Below are 20989 nucleotides of genomic sequence, written 5' to 3' on the forward strand. Positions count from 1 at the left end.
CGGCTGGCGCAGTCTCTGGGCACGCCGTCCACGAGCGATACGAGGAGCAGGCGTGATCCCGTCTCGGACCCGTCCCACGCTGCGTGAACCCCATCCGGTGCGCCCCTGGGCGGTGGTCGCCGGGGCGCTGGGCGCAGGGGTGTGGCTGCTGTCGTTCGGCATGTTCGGGGTGACGCTGGGCGGCTACGTCGGCTGGACCGTGCTGGCGGGCCTGCTCGCCTGGCTCGCCGCGCTGGCCCTCATCCGGTACGGCGACCGCGGGGTCGCGGCCGGAGTGGCCGCGGCGACCGGCGTCGCCTGGACCGCGGCGGCACTCTCCGTAATCGCCGAGTGGATCCGCCGAGGAGCCTGGCCACTGTGAGTGACCTTGTGTTAAACCCCCGCGACATGCGTGCGGGCCGCACCGTGCTGAGAAGCAGTGGTCACGAAGCGTCACCATTCAACCGCATTACCGGACTTGACGTGGGTCACACCGGCGCGGCACTCTCGGCTGTATGTGGACGCCGCAGCAGCCAGACCCGGACCGTTGTCGCCGGCGCCTGGAGCTGCTCGCCGAGCTGTCCGGAGGCTCCGGCCGCGAACGGCTGCTGCCCGTCGCGAGGACCGCGCGTGCCGTCCGGGGGGCCGGCAAGATCGTCGCGTCCGACAAACTCCGCGAGCTGATCGCGATGCGTCGGCGACTGGCAGGCTGACGGGTCGTTGTCAGATCAGGGTCTTCAGTACGGCGACCGCCGGCTGACGGCCGATCTCACGGGCGGAGCTCGCCCGTAGCCCATATCGACACCATTTGGGGGGACCGTGTCGTACTTCGCCGCCGCGGTGGTCCGCGGCCGGTCCGGCTGGGCCGCCAGCGAACTGCACCTGCATGACGCGGCAGACGTGGACGAGGTAGCCGACCTGCTGCGCGACGCCGATCCGGGCGCCGACGTCTCCTTGATGTTCGTCGAGTCCGACGACGCCTACCTGGTCGTGCTGCGCCTCGACGAGGGCGAGGACCTGCGGATCTTCGGCTCCGACTCGGCCTTCGCCGACGAGTCCCGGCTCGGCAAGCTGCTGCTCGTCGACGTCGAGGCCCCGGTCGTGGAGATCGACGAGGTGGAGGCGGCCGACGACGACGAGGACCGGCCCGCCGCCGACCCGTCGGCCGACCCGGTCGGCGACGCCGACCTGCTGGCCGACCTGGGCGTGTCCGCGCACAAGCTGCTGGCCCTGTGCGCCACCGACGGCCTGCTGCCCGCCGACGTCACGGCCGAGGTGTGCCAGGCGATCGGCTGCGGCGACGAGGTCGAGGAGCTGCGGGAGTCTTGAGACCCCGGACGCGGCACGAGCAGTGGATGCGCCGCGCCCTCGACGTCGCGGCGGGCTGCGACGACAGCGCGGACGTGCCGGTCGGCGCGGTCGTGTACGCCCCCGACGGCACCGAGCTGGCGGTCGGCCGCAACGAGCGGGAGGCCGCCCACGACCCGACCGCGCACGCCGAGATCCTCGCCCTGCGCGCCGCCGCCGCCCGCCTAGGCCAGTGGCGGCTGGAGGGCTGCACCCTGGTCGTGACCCTCGAACCGTGCACGATGTGCGCGGGCGCGATCGTGCTCGCCCGCATCGGCACCGTGGTCTTCGGCGCCTGGGAACCCAAGACCGGCGCGGCCGGCTCCCTCTGGGACGTCCTGCGCGACCGCCGCCTCAACCACCGCCCCGAGGTCTACCCCGGCGTCCTCGCCGAGGAGTCCGCCACCCTGCTGCGCACCTTCTTCACCCGCCCCTGACCCCACCAGCCGGGGTTACGTGGTGATGGTGCCGGTGAGGTGGGGTTTGGTGGTGCGGGTGTCGCGGAGGGTGAAGTCGCGGCCGGTGAAGGTGAAGCCGACCGTGGCGGGGAGCAGGATGGGTAGCTTGAAGGCCACGTCGACGGTGTAGGCGGAGGGCAGGCGGCCCTCCAGGGCGGCCAGGCAGCGGGCCTTGCTCCACATGCCGTGCGCGATGGGTTTCGGGAAGCCGAACAGGCGCGCGCCCGCCCACGAGGTGTGGATCGGGTTGTGGTCGCCGGAGGCCTCGGCGTACGCGGTGCCGGTCGAGGTCGGCACCCGCCAGGTGGCGTGCGGCGGGGACGCCGGGGCCGGTTCGCGGACCGGGCGCTCGCCCTTCGGCTCGCCCGACGGCCCTTTGCGCAGGTAGGTCGACACATCCCGCCACACCGGCTCACCACCCACGGAAGCGGTGGTGATCACGTCGTACTGGCGGCCGCGCGGGTGGTCGCGCAGGTCCTGGGCGTGCACCGTCAGGTCGAGCACGTCGGCGGCGGTGAGCTGCCGGTGCTGCTCGATCCGGTTGGCCACGTGCACCCCGCCGACGACCGGGAACGGGAAGTCGCGCCGGGTCATCAGGTCCAGCTGCAGCCCGAAGCCGAGCACGTGCGGGTACGTGATCGGCAGCCGGTCGCTCAGGCCGAACCCGCATACGCGCTGGTAGCGGGCCAGGTGCTCGGGGTCGGCGGTGACCGTGGCGGTCAGCGTGTCCTCGGGCAGCGTGCTGGGCCGGGGAAACGGCAGCACCGACAGCGCCGCGCGCAGCATGCTCGGCATCAGGCCCCCAGCAGCGACTGGCCGCAGACGCGCACCACGTTGCCGGTCACCGCGGCCGAACCGGGCGCGGCGAACCAGGCGACCGTCTCGGCGACGTCGACCGGCAGCCCGCCCTGGGACAGGCTGTTCATACGCCGTCCGACCTCGCGGATCATCATCGGCATCTTCGCGGTCATCGCGGTCTCGATGAAGCCGGGCGCGACCGCGTTGACGGTGACGCCCTGCGCGGCGAGCACGGGCGCGAGCGCGTGCACCCAGCCGATCACGCCGGCCTTGCTGGTGGCGTAGTTGGTCTGCCCCCGGTTGCCCGCGATGCCCGCGATCGAGGCGACGCCGACGATCCGCCCGCCCGCCGGGATCAGCCCCGCGTCGAGCAGCGCCCCGGTGACGTGCGCCGGGGCGATCAGGTTGACGTCGAGCACGCTGTCCCAGCGGGTGGTGTCCATGTTCGCCAGGGTCTTGTCGCGGGTGATGCCCGCGTTGTGCACCAGCACGTCGAGCCGCCCGTGCCGCTCCCGGACGTGCCCGGCCAGCCGCTGCGCGGCGTCGGCCCCGGTCAGATCCAGCTGGTACGCCTCACCGCGCACCTCGTTGGCGATCCTGGCCAGGTCGTCCCCTGCCGCGGGCACGTCCAGGCAGATCACCTGCGCCCCGTCGCGGGCCAGCACCCGGGCCATGGCCGCGCCGATGCCCCGTGCCGCACCCGTCACCAGCGCTACCTTGCCGCTCAGGTCCTTGGTCTCCGGCGCGGGAGTCGCGTCCACGGAGATCGTCTGCCCGCTGACGTACGCCGACTTCGTCGAGATCAGGAACTCCAGCGTCGAACGCAGCGCGGCGACGTCGGCCTCGGGGTGTACGCGTACCAGTTGGGCGGTGGTGCCCCGGCCGAACTCCTTGCCGACGCTGCGCACGAAACCGTCGAGGGCCTGTTGCGCCGCGGCCTGGCCGGGGTCGGTGGCGCTGCTCAGCGGGAGCCCGAGCACGATCACCCGCCCCGCCGGGGTCAGCGAGCGCGCCACCGGGTGGAAGAAGTCGTACAGCGCCCGCAGCCCGCCGGGCGTGGTGATGCCGGTGGCGTCGAAGACCAGCGCGTGGTGCTTTTCGCCGCCCTCGTTCGAGCCGAGCAGCGTGGCCAGTTCCTCGTAGCGCGGGCTGTCGGACGGCCCGACGAGCACCGGCCCCGGGATGAGCGCGTCGCCCGACCGGTATCGCGGCAGCCGCGGCGGATCGGGCAGCCCGAGCCGCTTGACTATCGCCCGCCCCGGCCCGGACCTTGCGAAACTTGTGTAACGGTCGCTCATGCGGTAGACCTTACTCGCGAGTAAGGTCTGACACCAGGAGGCTGTTGTGACTGCCGAAGTGCGCAAGGTCGCTGTCATCGGCGGCAACCGCATCCCGTTCGCCCGCTCCAACAGCCGCTACGCGCGCGCCTCCAACCAGGACATGCTCACCGCCGCGCTGGACGGGCTCATCGCCCGGCACGGCCTGGCCGGGCAGCGCCTCGGCGAGGTCGCCGCGGGCGCGGTGCTCAAGCACTCCCGCGACTTCAACCTGACCCGCGAAGCCGTGCTCGGCACCGGCCTCGACCCGGCCACCGCCGCCGTCGACCTGCAGCAGGCCTGCGGCACCGGCCTCCAGGCGATCACCTACATCGCCAACAAGATCGCGCTCGGCCAGCTGGAGTCCGGCATCGGCGGCGGCGTCGACACCACGTCCGACGCCCCGCTCGCCCTCAACGAGCAGTTCCGCCGCATCCTGCTGCGCCTCAACAACGCCAAGACCACCGGCGAGCGGATCAAGGCCGCGATGGCGCTTCGCCCGCTCCAGCCGTTCAAGCCCGAGCTGCCCCGCAACGCCGAACCGCGCACCGGCCTGTCCATGGGCGAGCACGCCGCGATCACCGCCGAGCGCTGGGGCGTCACCCGCGCCGACCAGGACGAACTCGCGCTGGACTCGCACCGCAAACTCGCCGCCGCGTACGAGGCGGGCTTCTTCGACGACCTGGTCACCCCCTACCTGGGGCTGACCCGCGACCAGAACCTGCGCCCCGACAGCTCCCTGGAGAAGCTCGGCGCGCTCAAGCCCGTCTACGGCCTGCGTGGCAAGAACCCCACCATGACCGCGGGCAACTCCACCCCGCTCACCGACGGGGCCGCCGTCGTGCTGCTCGGCACCGACGAGTGGGCCGCCGAGCGCAAACTGCCGGTGCTGGCCCACTTCGTCACCGCGCAGACCGCCGCCGTCGACTTCGTACACGGCGACCCGGAGCCCGAAGGCCTGCTGATGGCCCCCGTGTACGCCGTCCCCCAGCTGCTGTCCCGCCTCGACCTCAAGCTCCAGGACTTCGACTTCTACGAGATCCACGAGGCGTTCGCCTCGCAGGTGCTCGCGACCCTGGCCGCCTGGGAGGCCAACGGCCTGGGCGCCATCGACCGCACCAAGCTCAACGTCAACGGCTCCTCCCTCGCCGCGGGCCACCCCTTCGCCGCCACCGGTGGCCGCATCGTCGCCACCGCCGCCAAACTCCTGGCCAAGAAGGGCCACGGCCGCGCCCTCATCTCCATCTGCGCCGCCGGCGGCCAGGGCGTCGTAGCCGTCCTCGAACGCTGACCCCACCCACCACCAGCCCGCAGTTTTCCCGCAGCTTCGGGGAAACTGCGGGTTTCTCGTCGTGCGAGGGCGCAGTTTCCCCGAAACTGCCGGACGTGCAACCTCGCGACGCGCGGGGGCGGTCGGGCGGGTGGAGGTGAGGGGATGACGAAGGCTGAAGAGGAGCGGTTCCGGGTGTTCGTCGCGGAGCGGATGGACCGCTGGCGGCGCACCGCGTACCTGCTCAGCAGGGACTGGCACCTGGCCGACGACCTGGTCTCGGTCGCCGTCGGCAGGATGTACCGGCACTGGCGCCGGGTCCGGGCCGCCGACAATCCCGACGCGTACGCCCAGCGGGTCCTGACCCGGGCCTGGCTCGACGAGACCGTCCGCCCGTGGCGGCGCGAGCGGGCCACGGCCGAGCTGCCGGAACGCGCGGTACACGAGCCGCACGGCTTCCTCGACCGCGACGGCCTGAACACCCTGCTGGGCACGCTCGGGCCCCGGCAGCGCGCGGTGGTCGTGCTGCGCTACTACCTCGACCACTCGGTCGAGGAGACCGCCGAGATCCTGGGCATCTCGGTCGGCACCGTGAAGAGCCAGTCCGCACGAGGCCTGGAGACGCTGCGTCGCCAGGCCGTACCGATGGGGGGCATGTCATGACGCGGCAGTTGTTCGACGAGGTCATCGGCGAGGTTCCGGCACCGGCCGTGGACGTCGACCGGATCATCCGCCGGGAGCGGCGCGGCGCGGCGGCCCGCCGGTTCGGCCTCGCCTCCACGGGCGGCCTGGCCCTGCTCGCCGTCGGTGCGCTGGTGCTGGGCCAGGGCCTGGCGGGTGCGCCGACCCCGACCACGGTGCCGGCCACCAGCGACGCCACTCCGGCGGTCACCGACGGGTTCCGGCTGGTGTACGCCACACCGGAGGAGGCGGCCCAGAGCGCCCGCCGGATCAGTGCGGAGCTTGACCGGGCGGTGCTCGCGGCGGCTCCGGACCGGCAGTGGCTGTTCTTCCCTTCCGCGCCGGGCGACCCGCAGCAGCCGGACGGGAAGCCGCCGGTGGTGAGGTTCGTGGACAAGCCGGTCGCGAACGGGGAGGAGTTGCAGCTGTTCGCGGGCCGCAGCGGCATCGCGTCCGGTGGCCGCAAGGGCTCGCTGTCGCTGTACGTCGCGCCGCATGCGGTCGGCGGGCCGCCCGTGCCGGTGACGACGCGGCGTGACGAGTCGGCGCCTGGTGGGGTGTACCTGTCCCACACGGTCAGCGTGATGCTGGCCGACGGCCGGGTGCTGGTGGTGGCGGTGCACAACCGGTCGTACACCCGCAAGCTGGCACCCGCGTTCCAGGAGGAGACGCCGCTGAGCGTCGCTCAACTCCAGGCGATCGCGGACGCGGTCGCGGCGAAGGTGCTCGCCTAGCGGATGGTGCCGGGCGGAGCGGGCCACCGGGCGGGCTGCCCGGTGGCCCGCTTGATCACGTCGCCGTACGGCCTCGCCAGGGTCGTCGATCGGTGCGTGCGAGAATGAGGCACGTGACAAAGCGCCCGCACGTTCCGAATGTCCTGGCCACCCGGTACGCCTCCGCCGAGTTGGTGACGCTGTGGTCACCCGAGGAGAAGGTCCGCGCCGAGCGGCGGCTCTGGCTCGCGGTGCTGCGCGCACAGCGTGATCTGGGCATCGCGCTGCCGGACGGCGTCATCGAGGCGTACGAGCGGGTGCTCGACACCGTCGACCTGGACTCGATCGCCCAGCGCGAGCGGGTGACCCGGCACGACGTGAAGGCCCGCATCGAGGAGTTCAGCGCGCTGGCCGGGCACGAGCAGATCCACAAGGGCATGACGTCGCGCGACCTCACCGAGAACGTCGAGCAGTTGCAGATCCGCGACTCGCTGCTGCTGATCCGGGACCGGATCGTCGCCGCGCTGACCCGGATGGCCGCCCGCGCCGCCGAGTACGACAATCTGATCATGGCGGGGCGCTCGCACAACGTCCCGGCGCAGGCCACCACCATGGGCAAGCGGTTCGCGAGCGCGGCGCAGGAGATGCTCATCGCGTACGAGCGCCTCGACGAGCTGATCGCCCGCTACCCCCTGCGCGGCATCAAGGGCCCGGTCGGCACCTCGGCCGACCAGCTCGACCTGTTCGACGGCGACGCCGCGAAGGTCGCCGAGCTGGAGCGCCGCGTCGCGGGTCACCTCGGCTTCCAGCGGGTGCTGGACAGCGTGGGCCAGGTGTACCCGCGCTCGCTGGACTTCGACGTGCTCACCGCGCTGGCCCAGGCGGCGTCCGCGCCGTCGAGCCTGGCCACCACGATCCGGCTGATGGTCGGCCAGGAGCTGGCCACCGAGGGCTTCAAGCCCGGCCAGGTCGGCTCGTCGGCGATGCCGCACAAGATGAACACGCGCTCCAGCGAGCGGGTCAACGGCCTGGCCGTGATCGTGCGCGGGTACGCGAGCATGGCCGGTGAGCTGGCCGGTGACCAGTGGAACGAGGGCGACGTGTCCTGCTCGGTGGTGCGCCGGGTGGCCCTGCCGGACGCCTTCTTCGCGCTGGACGGCCTGTTCCAGACGTTCCTGACGGTGCTCGACGAGTTCGGCGCGTACCCGGCCGTCATCAACCGGGAACTGGACCGCTACCTGCCCTTCCTGGCCACCACCAAGGTCCTGGTCGGCGCGGTCAAGAAGGGCGTCGGCCGGGAGACCGCACACGAGGCGATCAAGGAGCACGCGGTCGGCGTCGCGCTGGCGATGCGCGAGCGCGGCCAGGCCGACAACGACCTGTTCGACCGCCTCGCCGCCGACACCCGCCTGAACCTGTCCCGCGCCGAGATCGACGCCCTGGTCGCCGACCGCTCCGCCTTCGTCGGCGCCGCATCAGCCCAGGTGGCCGCAATCGTCACCCAGGTCGAGAAGATCGCCGCCCAGCACCCCTCCGCCGCCGCCTACACCCCCGCCGCCATCCTCTGACCTGAGGTGCCCGCGAAGATCGCTGTTTGAGGTCGAAAGGTGAGGTCGGGCGCAGGGTTCTGACCTCAAACGGCGATCATCCCCGGCAGGCCACCCCGGCACCCGGTGAGCTGGGAGGATCGGCGGGTGGAGTTCCTTACGGCGTTGCTGGTGGCGTACGTCGCGATCGTGCCGGTCGAGCTGCCGGACAAGACGTTCGTGGCGACGCTCGTGCTGAGCACCCGCTACCGGCCGCTGCCGACGTGGCTCGGGGTGGTCGCGGCGTTCGGGGTGCAGTGCGCGATCGCGGTGGCCTTCGGCACCCTGCTGACCAGACTGCCGACCCGTCCGGTGCAGCTGGTGGCCGCGCTGCTGTTCGCGGTCGGGGCGTTCGTCCTGGCCCGGGGCGCGAAGAAGGCCGACGCCGAGGAGCAGGAGCAGGAGGCCGCGTTCGAGGCCAAGGCCGTCGAGCCGAAGCGGGGCTGGCGGGCCGCGGCGGCCAGCTTCGCGGTGCTGTTCACCGCCGAATGGGGCGATCTGTCACAACTGCTGTTGGCGGGCCTGGTGGCCAGCGGGCGGCCGATGCTGCCGACTTTTCTGGGCGGCTGGCTCGGTCTGGCGACGGTTTCCGGACTCGCGGTGCTCCTGGGTCGATGGCTGTTGAAACGGGTGAAGCTGGCAGTCATCCGTTACGTCGGCGCGGGGGTCTGCAGCGTCCTAGCGGTCGTGACCTTGCTCTCAGCTCTGTGAAAGCAGCCGACTCCTGATGCTTTTGACGCTCCCCTGAACAAGGGGCGAATCAGCCGACCGGTAATCTGTGCATGCCCGTGGCGGACAGGCAGACATAGAAAAAAGTCAGGAGTTTCCCCGTGGCTCGCGTCGTGGTTGACGTCATGCTTAAGCCCGAGATCCTCGACCCGCAGGGGCAGGCCGTCGCGAACGCGCTGCCCCGCCTTGGCGTCAATGACGTCGCCTCAGTGCGCATCGGTCGTCGTGTGGAGATCGATTTCGCTGGAGATGCCGACCTGGAGAGGGCTCGCGAGATCGCGGACAAGCTCCTCGCCAACCCGGTCATCGAGGACTACGAGATCCGGGTAGTCGAAGCAGCATGAGCAAGATCGGTGTGGTGACCTTCCCCGGTTCGCTGGACGACGGGGACGCGGCCCGTGCCGCACGCATCTCCGGAGCCGAGGTCGTACGGCTCTGGCACGCCGACCCGGACCTGCACGGCGTCGACGCCGTGGTGCTCCCGGGCGGCTTCTCCTACGGTGACTATCTGCGCTGCGGCGCGATCGCCCGGTTCGCGCCGGTGATGGAGACGATCGCCGACGCGGCCCGCGGGGGCATGCCGGTCCTGGGCATCTGCAACGGCTTCCAGATCCTCTGCGAGGCCCACCTGCTGCCCGGCGCGCTGACCCGCAACCAGCACCTGCACTTCCGCAACCGCGACCAGTGGCTGCGGGTGGAGAACTCCTCGACGGCGTGGACGAACCACTTCACCGAGGGGCAGGAGATCCTGATCCCGGTGAAGAACGGCGAGGGCTGCTACGTCGCCGACCGGCGCACGCTGGACGAGCTGGAGGCGGGCGGCCAGATCGTCGCGCGCTACATCCGCGGCAACCCGAACGGTTCGAGCCGCGACATCGCGGCGATCCGCAACGAGGCCGGCAACGTGCTGGGCATCATGCCCCACCCGGAGCACGCGGTCGAGGCGCTGACCGGCCCGTCGCTGGACGGCCTCGGATTCTTCTCGTCGGTGCTGAAGCACCTGGCCGACGCTAAGGCGGCAGCATGAACGACATCACCATCGACTCGGTGAAGAACGCCGAGGCGACGCCGGACGAGCTGCAGCCCTACCTGGAGCTGGGCCTCAAGGACGACGAGTACCAGCGCATCAGGCAGATCCTGGGCCGCCGGCCGACCCAGTCCGAGCTGGCGATGTACTCGATCATGTGGAGCGAGCACTGCTCGTACAAGTCGAGCAAGGTGCACCTGCGCCAGTTCGGCGAGAAGGCCCCGCCGTCAGACCGGATGCTGGCAGGCATCGGCGAGAACGCCGGTGTCATCCAGATCAACGAGAAGATCGCGGTCACCTTCAAGGTCGAGTCGCACAACCACCCGTCGTTCGTCGAGCCCTACCAGGGCGCGGCGACCGGTGTCGGCGGCATCGTGCGCGACATCCTCGCCATGGGCGCCCGCCCGATCCTGGTGATGGACTCGCTGCGCTTCGGCGCGGCCGACCACCCGGACACCCAGCGGGTGCTGCCGGGCGTCGTCGCGGGCGTCGGCGGCTACGGCAACTGCCTGGGCCTGCCCAACGTCGGCGGCGAGGTCTTCTTCGACGAGTGCTACCAGGGCAACCCGCTGGTCAACGCGCTCAGCCTGGGCGTGCTCCCGGTCGACGGCCTGCAGCGCAAGGAGGCCGACGGCCCCGGCAACATCGTCGTGCTGATGGGCGCTAAGACCGGCCGCGACGGCATCGGCGGCGTGTCGGTGCTGGCCAGCGCTACCTTCGACGACGAGTCGCAGCAGCGCCGCCCGAGCGTGCAGGTCGGCGACCCGTTCATGGAGAAGCTGCTCATCGAATCCTGCCTGGAGCTGTACGCCGCGAAGCTGATCGTCGGTGTGCAGGACCTCGGCGGCGCGGGCCTGACCTGCGCGCTGACCGAGACCGCCGCCTCGGCGGGCACCGGCATGGACATCCAGCTGGAGAAGGTCCACCTGCGTGAGGCCTCGATGGAGCCGCACGAGATCCTGGCCAGCGAGTCGCAGGAGCGCATGCTCTTCATCGTGGAGCCGGGCAAGCTCGACGCGGTGCTCGGCATCGCCCAGCTGTGGGGCGTCATCGCGACCCCGATCGGCGTCGTCACCGACACCGGCCGGGTCCGGATCACCTTCCACGGCGAGACCGTGGTCGACGTGCCGCCGGGCAGCCTCGCCGACGACGGCCCGGTGTACGCCCGGCCGCTGCGCGAGCCCGCCGACCTGATCCTGCTGCAAGCCGACCGCGCCGAGACGCTGCCCCGCCCGCACCACGACTTCCAGCTCAAGGACACGCTACTCAAGCTCGCCGCGTCGCCGAACCTGTGCGACCGGAGCTGGGTCACCGAGCAGTACGACCGCTACGTGCTGGGCAACACCGTGCTGGCCCAGCCCGAGGACTCCGGCATCGTCCGCCTCGACGAGGAGACCGGCCTCGGCGTCGCGCTGTCGCTGGACTGCAACTCCCGCTTCGCCCGCCTCGACCCGTACGAGGGCGCGAAGCTGGCCCTGGCCGAGGCGTACCGCAACGTCGCCGTCACCGGCGCCGAGCCGGTCGCGGTGACCGACTGCCTCAACTTCGGCTCGCCGGAGGACCCGTCGGTCATGTGGCAGTTCGCCGAGGCCGTACGCGGCATCGCCGACGGCTGCCAGGAGCTGGGCATCCCGGTGACCGGCGGCAACGTCAGCTTCTACAACCAGACCGGCGCGGTGGCGATCCACCCGACCCCGGTCGTGGGCGTGCTCGGCGTGCTGGAGAACACGGCGCAGCGCATCCCGATGGGCTTCAGCCACACCGGTGACGTGCTCGTCCTGCTCGGCGAGACCAGCCTGGAGCTGTCCGGCTCCGAGTGGGCCTGGGTCGCGCACCAGCACCTCGGCGGCCGCCCGCCGAAGGTCGACTTCGCCCGTGAGCAGGCCATCGCCAGCTTCATGCAGCGGGCCGCCGAGACCGGCCTGGTCCGCTCGGCGCACGACCTGTCCGACGGCGGCCTGGGGCAGACGCTGGTCGAGTCGGTCCTGCGCAAGGGCATGGGCGCGACGGTGACCCTGCCGGTCGACATCGAGCCGTTCGTCTCGCTGTTCAGCGAGTCGGCGGGCCGGGTGCTGATCGCCGTACCGGTCGGTCACCGCCAGGCGTTCGAGTCGCTGCTCGCCGAGCACGAGCTGCCGGCCACCATCCTGGGCCAGGTCGACGACGAGGGCGCGGACCTGACGGTCATCGGCCACGGCGAGGCGGGCCGCTTCACGGTGACGCAGCGCGAGCTGCGCGACGCCTTCTCCGGCACCCTGCCGCGAATCTTCGGCGCGAACGAGCCGGGCGCGGCCACCGCACCGGCCGTCGAGTCGGTGACCCTGATCGAGACCGTGGCGGTCGCCGAGACCTTGACAGGCGAGCAGGTCGTCGAGGTCACCGAGACCGTGGTCGTGGAGACGCTGGAGCCGTCGGCCGAGGACGCCGAGGAACGGCGTACCGAAGGCTGATCACCGCTCATCCCGATCCGGGTGCCGCGTCCGCTGTCCACAGCGGAAGCGGCACCCGTTTCGTCTCGGCACACGTTCACCGCGAGATCGTGTTCGGCAACACCAGCCCGGTCCGTTCGTTGGCACTCAGCCAGCCGCGTTCGACCATGGTGTCGAGCACACGGTTCGCGACCGCCTGCACGTCTCCGGAGACCGCGTCCAGGTGCGCTGCCAGCACAGCCGCTTCGGGGATCGTGAGGTCGCGCGGATGCTTGCCGAAGTACAGCATCGCGGCATCGGCGATGCCGACGGCGGATTCCCCGAAATACGCGGTGTTGAGATAGAAGTCGAGCAGCTGGGCCTTCGTGTACCAGCCTTCGAGCTTGTGCGCGCCGACGCGTACCCGCCAGCCGTCCAGGTTCTCCCAGGAGGCCCCCGTCGCGACCACGGTGTAACGCTTGGTGAGCTGCGACGACGGCCAGATGATCTCGTCAGACGACCCGTAGAAGGCCGGGTCGACGGCGGCCACGATCGCATTGGCGACGCCGGGTCGCAGGTTGTCTGCCCGGACCTGTGTGGCACCCGCGGTCTCCCGGGGGATGGGCACGCTCGCGTAGTAGTACTCGGAGAACCCGAAGCCGACGCCCGACACGAGCACGACCGCGACCACGGCCGCCACCAGCCGATGCAGCCCACGCTGCGACGAGGGTGGCATGGCGGCTGCCGCGGACTTCGGGAGTTCGACAAGGGTCATTCCGATACGTTAAACGCATCGATGACTGTCCGCCGTCCGGAAACGACTCCCGACGGCGCTCAGCCCAGCAGTTTGCGCGGGCCGGGGCCCTGGGCGGCGAGGTCGTCGCCCGGGTTGTAGAGGCGGCACGACTGCAGGGACAGGCAGCCGCAGCCGATGCACCCGTCGAGGGTGTCGCGCAGGCGCTGCATCAGCGCGATCCGTTCGTCGAGATCGGAGCGCCAGCGGGCGGACAGCCGGGTCCAGTCGGCCTTGGTGGGCGTACGCCCCTCGGGCAGTTCCTTCAGCGCGTCCCGGATGCGTTCCAGGGACACGCCGACCTGCTGGGCGATCCGGATGAACGACACGCGCCGCAGCTCGCCGCGCTCGTATCGGCGCTGGTTGCCGCTGGTACGGGTGGAGTGGATCAGCCCGCGCTCCTCGTAGAAGCGCAGCGCCGACGGCGCGACGCCGCTGCGGGCGGACAGCTCGCCGATGGTGAGTGTCGCTGTTTTCACCGATCCCCCGGACTTGAGTTCAAGCGCACTTGAACTTGCAGGCTACTCCCATGACGGTGCTTGAGGTTATGCCGCTGCTCACGCGGTTGACGGGGGACGAGAAGCACGCGCCCAGCGCGTTCTCCACCCTCGACGTGCTCTGGGTCCTCTACGACCGGGTACTGCGGGTCGACCCGCACCGCCCCGACGACCCCGACCGGGACCGCTTCCTGCTCTCCAAGGGACACGGCCCGGCCGCCTACTACGCGGTGCTGGCGGCCAAGGGCTTCCTGCCGCACGACTGGCTCGACGACCTGGCCGGGGCGGACAGCCCGCTCGGGCACCACCCCGACCGGCTGCGGGTGCCCGGCGTGGAGATCAGCTCGGGTTCCCTCGGGCACGGGCTGGGCCTGGGCGTGGGCACCGCGCTCGGGCTGCGCGCCCAGGGCCGCCTGGAGCCGCGGGTGTACGTCCTGCTCGGTGACGCCGAACTCGACGAGGGCAGCAACCACGAAGCCATCGCCTACGCGGGTGCCACCGGGCTGGACACGATCACGGCCGTGGTGATCGACAACCGGAGCGCGTCCCACGGCTGGCCGGGCGGGATCGCGTCCCGGTTCGCGGTGCACGGGTGGACCGCGGTCACCGTCGACGGGCGCGACCACGACGCCGTCGAGGCCGGGCTGAAGCAGGCAGCAGAAGGCGCGCCGCACGTGGTCGTGGCGGTCGTCGAGACGAAGGGGAGCTGATCATGAGGCAGGCGTTCATCGACACGGCGAGTGCGCTGATCGAACAGGACCCGCGCACCGCGCTGGTGCTGGCCGACATCTCGGCGGCGGCATTCGAGCAGACGGCGCTCAAGCACCCCGACCGGGTGCTCAACGTCGGCATCCGCGAGCAGCTGATGATCGGCGTCGCGGGCGGGCTGGCGCTGACCGGCTTGCGCCCCATCGCCCACAGCTATGCCACCTTCCTGATCGACCGGGCGTACGAGCAGATCAAGCTCGACCTTGCCCACCAGGGCGTCGGCGCGATCCTGGTCAGCGTGGGCGCCTCCTACGACGGCTCGTCCGCCGGCTACACCCACATGTCACCGATGGACGTGCAGCTCATCGACACCCTGCCCGGCTGGACCGTGCACGTGCCCGGCCACCCCGGCGAGGTCGCCTCGCTCCTCACCACGGCCACCGCCCACGACGACCCCGTCTACCTGCGCCTGTCGACCCAGGCCAACGACATCGCGTACGCCGACGCGGGCCTGCTCCGCCCCGTACGCCACGGCACGAAGGCCCTGGTCGTGGCAGTCGGCCCGATGCTCGCCCCGGTCCTCGAAGCAACCCGTGGCCTCGACGTCACGGTGGCGTACACCCACACCCCGCGCCCCTTCGACACCACCGGCCTGCGCGAACTGGCCGTCTCGGGGAACATCGCCCTGATCGAGCCCTACCTCGCGGGCACTTCCGCCCACGTGGTCTCCGCAGCCCTGGCCGACCGCCCCCACCGCCTGCTCAGCCTCGGCGTGACCCGCCGCGACCTGCACTCCTACGGCACCCCCGCCGACCACGCCCGCCAACACGGCCTCGACCCCACCACCCTCCGCACCTCCCTGACCACCTGGCTCCCCTGACCCACCGGGTGGGTAGGCGCCAGCGGTGGAGATCGCTGTTTGCGGACGAAAAGTGAGGTCTGAGCGCAGGTTCTGACCGCAAACGGCGATCATCCCCGCCCAACAAGATCGCGACGTCCAGTGCGGGAGGCTGGCGGGGCCGGTGGCCGTCCCCCAGCTGGCGCTGGATCGTCGCGATCTTGGTGGAGAGTGGTGCTGCGGTCTGTCAGCCGCGGGTGTGGGAGCCGAGCATGTGGACCTGGCCGGTGCCCTCGATGATGTCGCCGACGTGCCAGCACTCGACACCACGGCCGGTGAGCAGGGCCATCGCGCGGTCGGCGTCGGCGGCCGAGACGACGGCGAACATGCCGACGCCCATGTTGAAGGTCGACTCCAGGTCGTGCTGGTCGATGCGGCCCTTGCGCTGGATCAGGTCGAAGATGGGCTGCGGGGCCCAGGTCGACCGGTTCACCGTCGCGTCGAGGTGCTTCGGGAGTACGCGGACCAGGTTGCCGGGGATGCCGCCGCCGGTGACGTGGACCAGGGCGTGGACCTCGCACTCGGCGATCAGGCTCAGGCAGTCCTTGGCGTAGATCTTGGTGGGCGTCAGCAGTTCCTCGCCGAGGGTGCGCTGGTCGCCCAGATCCTCGATGACCGAGTCGAGCTTCAGGCGAGCCTGGCCGAGCAGCACGTGGCGGACCAGCGAGTAGCCGTTGGAGTGCAGGCCGGACGAGCGCATGGCGATGACGACGTCACCGGGCTGCACCCGCTCGGCACCGAGGATCATGTCCTCCTCGACGACGCCGACGCCGTTGGCCGACAGGTCGTACTCGTCCGGGCGCATCAGGCCGGGGTGCTCGGCGGTCTCGCCGCCCAGCAGCGCGCATCCGGCGTAGCGGCAGCCGTCGGCGATGCCCGCGCCGATCTCGGCGATCCGGTCCGGGACGACCTCGCCGCAGGCGATGTAGTCGAGCAGGAACAGCGGCTCCGCGCCGCACGCGACCAGGTCGTCGACGACCATCGCGACCAGGTCGATGCCGACCGTGTCGTGGATGTTCATCTGCTGCGCGATGGCCAGCTTGGTGCCCACGCCGTCGGTGGAGGAGGCCAGCACCGGGCTGCGGTACTTGGAGGTGTCGAGCTTGAACAGGCCGGAGAATCCGCCGAGCCCGCCCAGCACCTCCGGCCGGTGCGTACGCGCGACCTTGTCCTTCAGCATCTCCACGGCCTTGTCGCCGGCGTGGATGGACACGCCCGCGTCGGCGTAGGTGACGGTGCGGCGGCGGTTGGTGCTGCCCTCCGCCGTCCACAGCTGACGGTCTCCGTTCTCCGGTTGCCCGGATACGGGGCGCTCGGTCACGTGCGTCACGGTATTTCTCCTCTTGGTGCGCGGCACCGCTCTGGGAAGGGTCGCGGTGCCGTGACGAGTGGTACTAGGACCGGCTCAGTTCCGTCGTCGGAGCTGAGGCCTGGTCGCCGCTGAGCTCCTCGGACCCGACCCGGCGGCCGACCCCTTCGAGCACGTGTTTTCCGATCAGGTTGCTGGCCGGCAGCTTGATCGGGTATTCGCCGTCGAAACAGGCCCGGCACAGGCGGTTCTTCGGCTGCTCGGTGGCCGAGATGAGGCCTTCGAGCGACACGTAGCCGAGCGAGTCGGCACCGATGGAGCGGCGGATGCCCTCCATGTCCATGCCGTTGGCCAGCAGTTCGGCGCCGGTCGCGAAGTCGATGCCGTAGAAACACGGCCACTTCACCGGCGGAGAGGAGATGCGCACGTGCACCTCCAGCGCGCCCGCCTCGCGCAGCATGCGCACGATGGCGCGCTGCGTGGTGCCGCGCACGATGGAGTCGTCGACCACGACGAGGCGCTTGCCCCGCACGTTGTCGCGCAGTGGGTTCAATTTGAGGCGTACGCCCAGCGCGCGGATGGTCTGCGACGGCTGGATGAAGGTGCGGCCCACGTAGGCGTTCTTCATGAAGCCCTGGCCGTACGGGATGCCGGAGGCCTCGGCGTAGCCGATCGCGCCCGGCGTGCCCGACTCGGGCACGGGGATGACCAGATCGGCGTCGACCGGGTGCTCGGCGGCCAGCCGGCGGCCGATCTCCACCCGGGTCGAGTACATGTTGCGGCCGTTGATGGTCGCGTCGGGGCGGGCCAGGTAGACGTACTCGAACAGGCAGCCCTTGGGGTCCGGGGCGGCGAAGCGCGAGGAGCGCAGACCGTACTCGTCGATGGCGATCAGTTCGCCGGGTTCGACCTCGCGGACCACGGACGCGCCGACGATGTCGAGGGCGGCCTGCTCGCTGGCGACGACCCAGCCGCGCTCCAGGCGGCCCAGCACCAGGGGGCGTACGCCGTGGTGGTCGCGGGCGGCGTAGAGGGTGTTCTCGTCCATGAAGACGAAGCTGAAAGCGCCCTCGACGGTCGGCAGCACCTTCATCGCGGCGGCCTCGACGGACAGGTCCGGGTGACCGGCCAGCAGCATCGTCACCAGGGTCGTGTCGTTGGTGGAGCCGCGGCTGTCCATGCCGAGCTCGGCGGCGCGGCGGGCCAGGTCGGCGGTGTTGACCAGGTTGCCGTTGTGGGCCAGTGCGATCGTGGTGCCCGAGGTGGTCGACTGCAGCGTGGGCTGAGAGTTCTCCCAGGTCGAGTCGCCGGTGGTCGAGTAGCGCGCATGCCCGATGGCGAGGTGCCCGCGCAGGCTGGCCAGCGTCGGCTCGTCGAAGACCTGGGCGACCAGACCGACGTCCTTGTAGACCACCACGCCGGATCCGTCGCTCACCGCGATCCCGGCGGCCTCCTGGCCGCGGTGCTGCAGCGCGTACAGGCCGAAGTAGGTGAGCTTGGCAACCTCTTCACCAGGAGCCCAGACACCGAAGACGCCGCATGCGTCTTGCGGGCCTGGCCGGTGGGGGTCGAGTTCGTGGCTCAACCGGCCGTCGCCTCGGGGCACCCTGTTGCTCCTTGCGCTTGTCGCTTCAGTAGCTGCCTAGATGCCCTGCTCAGTGAGCCGGCATCGGTGGTGTGTGTCGGCGTCCGGCGGCGATCGCCGCCGCAGCTCAGTGTACGTGACCCGGCAGGGCGGCCACCTCGGTGGCCGGAGTGTGTGCTACGTGACGGAATGCCGACTGCCCGTCGATGGTCACTAGACAATAGGGAAAAGTGAACTGATATCGGACCTGATACCGCTGGCCCGAATCCGCCCATCCGCGACGGCGGTGACCCATTCCACTCGGCCTGCGGCGAGTAGCAGGAACGTCACCGGGTCCGTTTCGACGAGGTTCGGGGGCGTGCCTCTGGTGTGCGTGGGCCCCGCGACGCACTGAATCGCGCCATAAGGGGGAATGCGCACCTCCACCGAACGGCCAGGAGCCGTGGCCGCAAGATGTGCCAACAGTGCCCTAACCGCATCGCGGAGCGTCAAACGTTCCGGAGTCTGGCCGGTGGCCAGGCAGTCCAGAGCCGCCGTCACGGCGGGGGAGATTTCCGGCGAGGGGGACATAAGCGGACGATACAAGATGACTTCCACTCACTTTGTCTCGGCCCTGGGTCGCGCAACCCTTGCTTCGCAAGGCATAGTTGCGGTCGGTGTATTCCCGCAGCGCCCCCCACACCCCGATCGCTGTGGGATATCGAGGAGCTTGGAAGGCGGTGGCCGTGACTACCCAGCGACGGTCCTGGTTGGCACGCGTCGGAGTGGTAGCGATGGTGTCACTCGGCACTCTCGTCGGCGTCTCCGCTCCTGCTTTGGCGGCGACCACGGTCTCCGCGGCTGGCGTATCCGTCGAGGCGGGCGGCGCGGAGAAGGCGGCGAACGTCACGATCGCGGTCGGCACGGCGGCGGAAGACGTCGACCTCAACAACGTCGACATCAAGCTGGAGAACCTGCCCAGCGGTGTTGTCTGCTCCTCTGGCTGCAGCGCGCAGTTCAGCGTCACCAAGGGCAATTCGGTGACCCGGGCGATCAAGTTGAAGGCTGCCTCGAACGCCGCGATCGGTTCGTCATCGGCGACGGTCAAGGTCGGCTCGCTGACCGCGAACATGCAGATCACCGTGGCCGAGCGCGTGCAGCAGGCCGAGACGACCGGGAAGATCTCCGGCGTGGTACGCGACCAGAAGACCGGCGACCCGATCAGCGGTGCCATCGTGCAACTGTCTGATGGCGACGGCAAGGAGTTCCCGACCAAGACGACGGGCTCAGCCGGCACCTTCCTGTTCGACCCTGCCAAGCTCGGCCCGATTGGGCCAGGCTTGATCGTCGTGACCGTCAGCAAGGACCCGTACACGCTGAAGTCCGTGTCGGTGACCCTGAACAACGGGCAGTCCAAAGCTGACGTCAACGTCTCGATGGTCGACCCGACTGCGGCCAGCGCCTCGCCGAGCCTGGGATCGCCTCCGCCGGAGGAGAGCCCGCTCGCCGAGGAGTCCAGCGACACCAGCGGTGAAACCGTGACCACGGATGCGGCCTCCAACTCGGAGGACGAGGGTCTCGGCACGATGACCTGGGTCATGATCATCCTGGGTGGCCTGCTGGTCGCGCTGGGCATCGGCGCGATCGTGCTGCTCGTGATGAAGCGTGGCGGCGATGACGACGACGATGACGATGATGACGACGACGATGACGACGAGCCGGTGCGCGGCCGTCCGGTGCGTCCCGCCCAGCAGCCCGTTCGCGCGGGTGCCGGAGCCGGTGCCTACGGCGGTGGCGCCGCCTACGGCCGCCCCGCCGACCCGACGATGGTGGCCCGCCCGGGTGCCTCGGACGCGACGGTGATGCACCGTCCCGGCGAGTACGGCGGCGTGCCCGCGCAGCGCGGCCCGCAGCAGCCCTACGGTGCCCCGGCCCAGCCGACGCAGCAGTACGGCGGCTACGGCTCCCCCGCCCAGCCGACCCAGCAGTACGGCGGCTACGACGCCCAGGCGGGCGGCGGCTACGGCGGCTCCCCGGTCGCACCGACCAGCGGCTACGGCAGCCCGGCGCCCACCAGCGGCTACGGCAGCCCGGCCCCGACGTCGGGCTACGGCAGCCCCGCCCCGACGTCCGGCTACGGCAACCCCGCGCCGACCAGCGGCTACGGCTCCCCGTCCGACGCCTACGGCTCGACGACCCCGACCTCTGGCTACAGCGGCGGTCAGCCCAGCTACGACCAGGGCTACGGCCAGCAGGCGGGCTACGGTCAGCAGCAGCCGGCGTACGGCCAGGAGCAGCCGGCGTACGGCCAGGAGCAGTACGGCCAGCAGCCGGGCTACGGCCAGCAGCAGCAGGGCTACCAGGGCCAGTACGACGAGCCCACGCACTACGCGGGCCCGACGTCCGGCGGTAGCGCCTACGGCCAGCAGCAGCCCGGCGGGTACGGGCAGCAGCAGCAGCCGGGATACGGGCAGGAGCAGTACGGCCAGCAGCCGGCATACGGCCAGCAGGACCCGTACGGCGCGCCCCAGTCCGGTGGCGGATACAGCGGCGGCCAGCAGCAGCCGGGCTACGGCCAGCAGGACCCGTACGGCCAGCAGCCGGGCTACGGCCAGCAGCAGGACCCGTACGGCACGCCTCCGGCGAGCGGCTACGGCCAGCAGGACCCGTACGGCCAGCAGCAGGGCGGTTACGGCCAGCAGGGCAGCGGTTACAACGACGACCGCCGCAGCAACCGCGACAACCGCCGTCTCGACTGGCTCGACGACTGAGCCACGGCCCTCGTGACGAACAGACGCCCCCCGGGAATCCCGGGGGGCGTCTGCGTGTGCGGGACACCTCCCCCGGCGTGTCGGTGCGCACCGGGCGCGGGAGGGGAGACAGGGGGCGGGGAGGTTTGCTGGAATGG

General features: G+C 70.9%; 22 protein-coding genes. 15 read left to right on the top strand and 7 right to left on the bottom strand.

Going from position 1 to position 20989, the window contains the following annotated elements; all coding sequences use genetic code 11:
- Window positions 1-52: 52 nt before the first annotated feature.
- The 4 genes from HAV40_RS13505 (at window position 53) to tadA (ending at window position 1763) form a co-directional block, all read left to right on the top strand.
- Window positions 53-361, top strand: a complete 309-nt coding sequence (locus tag HAV40_RS13505; RefSeq protein ID WP_239086055.1) for a hypothetical protein — start codon at window positions 53-55, stop codon at window positions 359-361.
- A 133-nt stretch (window positions 362-494) separates the two neighbouring features.
- The gene (locus HAV40_RS13510) at window positions 495-692 is read left to right on the top strand and encodes a hypothetical protein (RefSeq protein ID WP_166381310.1); all 198 of its coding nucleotides are present in this window, start codon (window positions 495-497) and stop codon (window positions 690-692) included.
- Between the two features lie 106 nt (window positions 693-798).
- The gene (locus tag HAV40_RS13515; protein WP_166381311.1) at window positions 799-1308 is read left to right on the top strand and encodes a tRNA adenosine deaminase-associated protein; all 510 of its coding nucleotides are present in this window, start codon (window positions 799-801) and stop codon (window positions 1306-1308) included.
- Window positions 1257-1763 carry a tRNA adenosine(34) deaminase TadA gene (tadA, locus tag HAV40_RS13520; protein WP_409364951.1) on the top strand — a complete coding sequence of 169 codons (507 nt, stop codon included), beginning with the start codon at window positions 1257-1259 and terminating at the stop codon, window positions 1761-1763. The genes HAV40_RS13515 and tadA overlap by 52 nt, the downstream gene beginning before the upstream one ends.
- Before the next feature lie 15 nt (window positions 1764-1778).
- On the opposite strand, the gene HAV40_RS13525 is transcribed toward tadA, so the two are convergent.
- Together HAV40_RS13525 and HAV40_RS13530 are read right to left on the bottom strand one after the other, a co-directional pair.
- Entirely contained in the window at window positions 1779-2579 is an 801-nt protein-coding gene (locus HAV40_RS13525) for a MaoC/PaaZ C-terminal domain-containing protein (RefSeq protein ID WP_166381312.1), read from the bottom strand.
- Window positions 2579-3880 carry a 3-oxoacyl-ACP reductase gene (locus HAV40_RS13530; RefSeq protein WP_166381313.1) on the bottom strand — a complete coding sequence of 434 codons (1302 nt, stop codon included), beginning with the start codon at window positions 3878-3880 and terminating at the stop codon, window positions 2579-2581. Before HAV40_RS13530 ends, HAV40_RS13525 begins: the two co-directional genes overlap by 1 nt.
- Before the next feature lie 46 nt (window positions 3881-3926).
- On the opposite strand from HAV40_RS13530, the gene HAV40_RS13535 reads away from it, so the two are divergent.
- The 8 genes from HAV40_RS13535 (at window position 3927) to purL (ending at window position 12354) form a co-directional block, all read left to right on the top strand.
- Window positions 3927-5189 carry an acetyl-CoA C-acetyltransferase gene (locus HAV40_RS13535; RefSeq protein WP_166381314.1) on the top strand — a complete coding sequence of 421 codons (1263 nt, stop codon included), beginning with the start codon at window positions 3927-3929 and terminating at the stop codon, window positions 5187-5189.
- A 144-nt stretch (window positions 5190-5333) separates the two neighbouring features.
- The gene (locus HAV40_RS13540) at window positions 5334-5831 is read left to right on the top strand and encodes a SigE family RNA polymerase sigma factor (RefSeq protein WP_166381315.1); all 498 of its coding nucleotides are present in this window, start codon (window positions 5334-5336) and stop codon (window positions 5829-5831) included.
- Window positions 5828-6583, top strand: coding sequence for a hypothetical protein (locus tag HAV40_RS13545; protein ID WP_166381316.1), 756 nt, complete (start codon window positions 5828-5830; stop codon window positions 6581-6583). The genes HAV40_RS13540 and HAV40_RS13545 overlap by 4 nt, the downstream gene beginning before the upstream one ends.
- A gap of 104 nt (window positions 6584-6687) precedes the next feature.
- Entirely contained in the window at window positions 6688-8130 is a 1443-nt protein-coding gene (purB, locus tag HAV40_RS13550) for an adenylosuccinate lyase (protein WP_166381317.1), read from the top strand.
- A gap of 126 nt (window positions 8131-8256) precedes the next feature.
- The gene (locus HAV40_RS13555) at window positions 8257-8859 is read left to right on the top strand and encodes a TMEM165/GDT1 family protein (RefSeq protein ID WP_166381318.1); all 603 of its coding nucleotides are present in this window, start codon (window positions 8257-8259) and stop codon (window positions 8857-8859) included.
- A 119-nt stretch (window positions 8860-8978) separates the two neighbouring features.
- Window positions 8979-9221, top strand: coding sequence for a phosphoribosylformylglycinamidine synthase subunit PurS (gene purS / locus HAV40_RS13560; RefSeq protein WP_120317757.1), 243 nt, complete (start codon window positions 8979-8981; stop codon window positions 9219-9221).
- On the top strand, window positions 9218-9904 hold the full coding sequence (gene purQ, locus HAV40_RS13565) for a phosphoribosylformylglycinamidine synthase subunit PurQ (protein WP_166381319.1): 687 nt from the start codon (window positions 9218-9220) through the stop codon (window positions 9902-9904). Before purS ends, purQ begins: the two co-directional genes overlap by 4 nt.
- Window positions 9901-12354 (top strand): phosphoribosylformylglycinamidine synthase subunit PurL, encoded by a 2454-nt coding sequence (gene purL, locus HAV40_RS13570; RefSeq protein ID WP_166381320.1) that lies wholly within the window; start codon window positions 9901-9903, stop codon window positions 12352-12354. The genes purQ and purL overlap by 4 nt, the downstream gene beginning before the upstream one ends.
- A 76-nt stretch (window positions 12355-12430) precedes the next feature.
- Here purL and HAV40_RS13575 read toward each other — a convergent pair whose 3' ends face one another.
- Together HAV40_RS13575 and soxR are read right to left on the bottom strand one after the other, a co-directional pair.
- Window positions 12431-13087 (bottom strand): transglycosylase domain-containing protein, encoded by a 657-nt coding sequence (locus HAV40_RS13575; protein WP_166381321.1) that lies wholly within the window; start codon window positions 13085-13087, stop codon window positions 12431-12433.
- A 59-nt stretch (window positions 13088-13146) separates the two neighbouring features.
- Window positions 13147-13584 (bottom strand): redox-sensitive transcriptional activator SoxR, encoded by a 438-nt coding sequence (gene soxR, locus HAV40_RS13580; protein ID WP_166381322.1) that lies wholly within the window; start codon window positions 13582-13584, stop codon window positions 13147-13149.
- Between the two features lie 50 nt (window positions 13585-13634).
- On the opposite strand from soxR, the gene HAV40_RS13585 reads away from it, so the two are divergent.
- Window positions 13635-14312 (top strand): transketolase, encoded by a 678-nt coding sequence (locus HAV40_RS13585; protein WP_166381323.1) that lies wholly within the window; start codon window positions 13635-13637, stop codon window positions 14310-14312.
- A gap of 2 nt (window positions 14313-14314) precedes the next feature.
- Complete coding sequence (locus HAV40_RS13590) at window positions 14315-15190, top strand: transketolase family protein (RefSeq protein ID WP_166381324.1); 876 nt, start codon at window positions 14315-14317, stop codon at window positions 15188-15190.
- Between the two features lie 205 nt (window positions 15191-15395).
- Here HAV40_RS13590 and purM read toward each other — a convergent pair whose 3' ends face one another.
- The 3 genes from purM to HAV40_RS13605 all read right to left on the bottom strand — a co-directional run bounded on the left by purM (window position 15396) and on the right by HAV40_RS13605 (window position 18672).
- Window positions 15396-16538: a phosphoribosylformylglycinamidine cyclo-ligase gene (purM, locus tag HAV40_RS13595; RefSeq protein WP_166381325.1), complete on the bottom strand. Its 1143-nt coding sequence runs from the start codon at window positions 16536-16538 to the stop codon at window positions 15396-15398.
- A 64-nt stretch (window positions 16539-16602) separates the two neighbouring features.
- On the bottom strand, window positions 16603-18123 hold the full coding sequence (gene purF / locus HAV40_RS13600) for an amidophosphoribosyltransferase (RefSeq protein WP_166381326.1): 1521 nt from the start codon (window positions 18121-18123) through the stop codon (window positions 16603-16605).
- Between the two features lie 192 nt (window positions 18124-18315).
- Window positions 18316-18672 carry a sterol carrier family protein gene (locus tag HAV40_RS13605; protein ID WP_166381327.1) on the bottom strand — a complete coding sequence of 119 codons (357 nt, stop codon included), beginning with the start codon at window positions 18670-18672 and terminating at the stop codon, window positions 18316-18318.
- 203 nt (window positions 18673-18875) lie between these two features.
- On the opposite strand from HAV40_RS13605, the gene HAV40_RS13610 reads away from it, so the two are divergent.
- The gene (locus HAV40_RS13610; protein ID WP_166381328.1) at window positions 18876-20852 is read left to right on the top strand and encodes a carboxypeptidase-like regulatory domain-containing protein; all 1977 of its coding nucleotides are present in this window, start codon (window positions 18876-18878) and stop codon (window positions 20850-20852) included.
- Window positions 20853-20989 lie beyond the last annotated feature (137 nt).

This window comes from Catellatospora methionotrophica, from assembly GCF_011297335.1.
Classification (GTDB): domain Bacteria; phylum Actinomycetota; class Actinomycetes; order Mycobacteriales; family Micromonosporaceae; genus Catellatospora; species Catellatospora methionotrophica.

Coding starts and splice junctions, on each gene's coding strand:
- HAV40_RS13510 (WP_166381310.1), top strand. CDS start 495: ATGTGGACGCCGCAGCAGCCAGACCCGGACCGTTGTCGCCGGCGCCTG.
- HAV40_RS13525 (WP_166381312.1), bottom strand. CDS start 2,579: ATGCCGAGCATGCTGCGCGCGGCGCTGTCGGTGCTGCCGTTTCCCCGG.
- HAV40_RS13530 (WP_166381313.1), bottom strand. CDS start 3,880: ATGAGCGACCGTTACACAAGTTTCGCAAGGTCCGGGCCGGGGCGGGCG.
- HAV40_RS13540 (WP_166381315.1), top strand. CDS start 5,334: ATGACGAAGGCTGAAGAGGAGCGGTTCCGGGTGTTCGTCGCGGAGCGG.
- HAV40_RS13545 (WP_166381316.1), top strand. CDS start 5,828: ATGACGCGGCAGTTGTTCGACGAGGTCATCGGCGAGGTTCCGGCACCG.
- purB (WP_166381317.1), top strand. CDS start 6,688: ATGAGGCACGTGACAAAGCGCCCGCACGTTCCGAATGTCCTGGCCACC.
- purQ (WP_166381319.1), top strand. CDS start 9,218: ATGAGCAAGATCGGTGTGGTGACCTTCCCCGGTTCGCTGGACGACGGG.
- purL (WP_166381320.1), top strand. CDS start 9,901: ATGAACGACATCACCATCGACTCGGTGAAGAACGCCGAGGCGACGCCG.
- HAV40_RS13575 (WP_166381321.1), bottom strand. CDS start 13,087: ATGACCCTTGTCGAACTCCCGAAGTCCGCGGCAGCCGCCATGCCACCC.
- HAV40_RS13585 (WP_166381323.1), top strand. CDS start 13,635: ATGACGGTGCTTGAGGTTATGCCGCTGCTCACGCGGTTGACGGGGGAC.
- HAV40_RS13590 (WP_166381324.1), top strand. CDS start 14,315: ATGAGGCAGGCGTTCATCGACACGGCGAGTGCGCTGATCGAACAGGAC.
- HAV40_RS13605 (WP_166381327.1), bottom strand. CDS start 18,672: ATGTCCCCCTCGCCGGAAATCTCCCCCGCCGTGACGGCGGCTCTGGAC.
- HAV40_RS13610 (WP_166381328.1), top strand. CDS start 18,876: ATGGTGTCACTCGGCACTCTCGTCGGCGTCTCCGCTCCTGCTTTGGCG.